This is a genomic window from Pseudomonas sp. BN417 (assembly GCF_029871205.1).
Classification (GTDB): domain Bacteria; phylum Pseudomonadota; class Gammaproteobacteria; order Pseudomonadales; family Pseudomonadaceae; genus Metapseudomonas.
Map to the genome: position 1 here is coordinate 1 of NZ_SSOJ01000119.1, position 3,769 is coordinate 3,769.

General features: G+C 67.8%; 2 protein-coding genes and 1 pseudogene. All 3 read right to left on the reverse strand.

Going from position 1 to position 3,769, the window contains the following annotated elements:
* Positions 1-1,079: glycine cleavage system aminomethyltransferase GcvT (gene gcvT / locus E8F11_RS14885; protein WP_280289596.1), on the reverse strand; the 1,079-nt coding region annotated here is incomplete at its 3' end.
* Positions 1,080-1,156: 77 nt separating this feature from the next.
* Positions 1,157-2,533, reverse strand: a complete 1,377-nt coding sequence (locus tag E8F11_RS14890; protein WP_280289599.1) for an L-serine ammonia-lyase — start codon at positions 2,531-2,533, stop codon at positions 1,157-1,159.
* 209 nt (positions 2,534-2,742) lie between these two features.
* Positions 2,743-3,769, reverse strand: a pseudogene (locus E8F11_RS14895) (glycine dehydrogenase (aminomethyl-transferring)); the annotation flags it as partial.

Below are 3,769 nucleotides of genomic sequence, written 5' to 3' on the forward strand. Positions count from 1 at the left end.
TTCATGGCCACGCGCTTGCCGCGCACCAGGGCCCAGACTTCGCTGTCCAGGGCCGCATGGCTGGCGGCGACGAAGCCCATGGCCACGGGCGCGCCCAGGCTGGGGCCGAAGCCGCCGCTGCAGACGCGGCCAATCACGCTGCCGTCGGCGTCGACGATCTCGGCACCTTCGCGCACCGGTACGCGCTCCAGGGGCAGCAGGCCGACGCGCTTGCCGGTCACGCCGTCGCGCTGTTGCTCGAGGATGCGCTCGGCGCCGGGGAAACCACCGGCACGGGCGCCATCGGCGCGACGTGCCTTGGAGATGGCCCAGGCCAGGCTGGCCTCGATCGGCGTGGTCGCGGTGCTCATGTCATGGCCATAGAGGCACAGGCCGGCTTCCAGGCGCAGCGAGTCGCGGGCGCCGAGGCCGATGGGCTGGACTTCCGGCTGGGCCAGCAGCGCACGGGCCAGGGCTTCGGCCTGGGCCACGGGGACGGAGATCTCGTAACCGTCTTCGCCGGTATAGCCGGAGCGGCTGACGAAGCATTCCACGCCTTCCAGGCGCACGCTGCCGAACTGCATGAAGGTCATGCCCTTCACCTTCGGTGCGAGGCGGCCGAGCACCTCGGCGGCCTTGGGACCCTGCAGCGCCAGCAGCGCGCGGGATTCGAACAGCGACTCGATCTGGCACTGGCCGGCCAGGTGCTGTTGCAGGTGGGCCAGGTCCTGCTCTTTGCAGGCGGCATTGACCACCACGAACAGCTCGTCCTCGGCCAGGCGGGCCACCATCAGGTCGTCGAGGATGCCGCCGTTGTCGTCGGTGAACATGGCGTAGCGCTGCATGCCCACCGGCAGGTCGAGGATATCCACCGGCACCAGGCTTTCCAGCGCCCGGGCCGCATTGGCGCCACGCAGGATGATCTGGCCCATGTGGGAGACGTCGAACAGGCCGGCCTGTTCACGGGTGTGCAGGTGCTCCTTGAGCACGCCGAGCGGGTATTGCACCGGCATGTCGTAGCCGGCGAAGGGCACCATGCGTGCGCCGAGTTCGAGGTGCAGGGCGTGCAGCGGGGTCTTGGCGAGGGTTTCGGTAGTCACGCGGAATCTCCAGTAGGGTGCGCCATGCGCACCGATGAACGTCTGTGGTGCGCGCGGCGCACCCTACGGACGGCTGATCAGCATTCGATGATGTTCACCGCCAGCCCACCGCGGGCGGTTTCCTTGTATTTGCTCTTCATGTCGGCGCCGGTCTGGCGCATGGTGCGGATCACCTTGTCCAGCGAGATGAAGTGCTGGCCGTCGCCACGCAGGGCCATGCGCGCGGCGTTGATCGCCTTCACCGAACCCATGGCGTTGCGCTCGATGCAGGGCACCTGGACCAGCCCGCCGACCGGGTCGCAGGTCAGGCCGAGGTTGTGTTCCATGCCGATCTCGGCGGCGTTCTCCACCTGCTGCGGGGTGCCGCCCATGACTTCGCAGAGCGCGCCGGCGGCCATCGAGCAGGCCACGCCCACCTCGCCCTGGCAGCCGACTTCGGCGCCGGAGATCGAGGCGTTCTCCTTGTAGAGGATGCCGATGGCGGCGGCGGTGAGCAGGAAGCGCTCGATGCCGTCGTCATTGGCGCCGGGGATGAAGCGCGCGTAATAGTGCAGCACCGCCGGGACTATGCCCGCCGCGCCGTTGGTGGGCGCGGTGACCACGCGGCCGCCGGTGGCGTTTTCCTCGTTCACCGCCAGGGCGTAGAGATTGACCCAGTCCAGCACCGCCAGGCTGTCCTTTAGGCTGGCTTCCGGATGCTCGCTGAGCTGGCGGTAGAGCGCGGCGGCGCGGCGCTTGACCTTGAGCCCGCCGGGCATGATGCCTTCCTTGCGGCAGCCAGCCTTCACGCAGTCCTGCATCACCTGCCAGATCTTCATCAGGCCGTCGCTGGTTTCTTCAGGCGTACGCCAGGCCTTCTCGTTCTCGCGCATCAGGTCGCTGATGGAGAGTCCGCTGGCGCTGCAATGGGCGAGCATTTCCTTGCCGGACTTGAAGCGATAGGGCAGCGGCGTGCGGTCCTCGACTATGCGATCCAGCCCGGCGGCTTCCTCGTCCACCACGAAGCCGCCGCCCACCGAGTAGTACTCGCGCGAACGGATCTGGATGCCGGCGTCGTCGAAGGCGCGGAAGATCATGCCATTGGGGTGGTAGGGGAGCGGTTTCCTGATCATCGCCAGGTGCTCCTTCTCCACGAAGTGGATGGACCTTTCCCCACCCAGGCACAGGACGCCACTTTCGCGGATGGCCGCCAGGCGCGCATCCACGCTTTCCGTATCCACGGTGTCCGGCTGTTCGCCTTCCAGCCCCAGGAGCACGGCCTTGTCACTGCCGTGGCCCTTGCCGGTGGCGCCGAGGGAGCCGTAGAGCTCGACTTTCAGGCGCTCGGTGTCGGCCAGCAGGTTTTCCCGCCGCAGGCCCTCGACGAAGCGCGCGGCGGCACGCATCGGGCCCACGGTGTGGGAGCTGGAGGGGCCTATGCCGATCTTGAACAGGTCGAAGACGCTGAGGGACATGTCGCGCTCCTGAGCTCGCGCTCGGCTTTTCTTATTTATCAGCGTAGACAGCCCGGCGGACGGAACCCGAGGTGCCGACCGCGAACCGGTGTTCGGAACCCTTGTGGGGGCGAATTCATTCGCGATGGGCTGCGCAGCAGCCCCTGGCAGCTTCGCTGGGCAGGCCTGCTCAGCGAATGAATTCGCCCCCACAGAGATCGCGCCAGTGATCAGGCGTCCTGGTAGGCCTCGATGGACGGGCAGGCGCAGACCAGGTTGCGGTCGCCGTAGACGTTGTCCACGCGGCCCACCGGTGGCCAGTACTTGCCTTCCACCAGGCTGGCGGTGGGGTACACGGCCAGTTCGCGGCTGTAGCGGTGGACCCACTCGCCGACCAGCTCCTGGGCGGTGTGCGGGGCGTTCTTCAGCGGGTTGTCGTTGGCGTCCAGCTCGCCGCTCTCCACTGCGCGGATTTCCTCGCGGATGCGGATCATGGCTTCGCAGAAGCGGTCCAGCTCTTCCTTCGACTCGCTCTCGGTCGGCTCGATCATCAGGGTGCCGGGCACCGGGAAGGACATGGTCGGGGCGTGGAAGCCGTAGTCGATCAGGCGCTTGGCCACGTCGTCGACGCTGATGCCGCTGGTTTCCTTGAGCGGGCGCAGGTCGAGGATGCACTCGTGGGCCACCAGGCCGTTGCTGCCGGTGTAGAGCACCGGGTAGTGCTCCTCCAGGCGGCGGGCGATGTAGTTGGCGTTGAGGATCGCCATCTGGGTGGCGCGACGCAGGCCCTCGCCGCCCATCATGCGGATGTACATCCAGGTGATGGGCAGGATGCTGGCGCTGCCGAAGGGCGCCGCACTCACCGCGCCGAGCTTGTGCTCCATGTGGCCGTGGCCGGGCAGGAAGGGCGCGAGATGGGATTTCACGCCGATCGGGCCGACGCCCGGGCCGCCGCCGCCGTGGGGGATGCAGAAGGTCTTGTGCAGGTTGAGGTGGGACACGTCGCCGCCGAACTGGCCCGGGGCGCAGAGGCCGACCATGGCGTTCATGTTGGCGCCGTCGATGTACACCTGGCCGCCGTTGTCGTGGATGATCGCGCAGATTTCGCGGATGCCTTCCTCGAACACGCCGTGGGTAGACGGGTAGGTGATCATCAGTGCGGCCAGGCGCTCCTTGTGCTCCTCGGCCTTGGCCTTGAGGTCGGCGATGTCCACGTTGCCGCGGGCGTCGCAGGCGGTCACCACCACGCGCATGCCG

Coding starts and splice junctions, on each gene's coding strand:
- E8F11_RS14890 (WP_280289599.1), bottom strand. CDS start 2,533: ATGTCCCTCAGCGTCTTCGACCTGTTCAAGATCGGCATAGGCCCCTCC.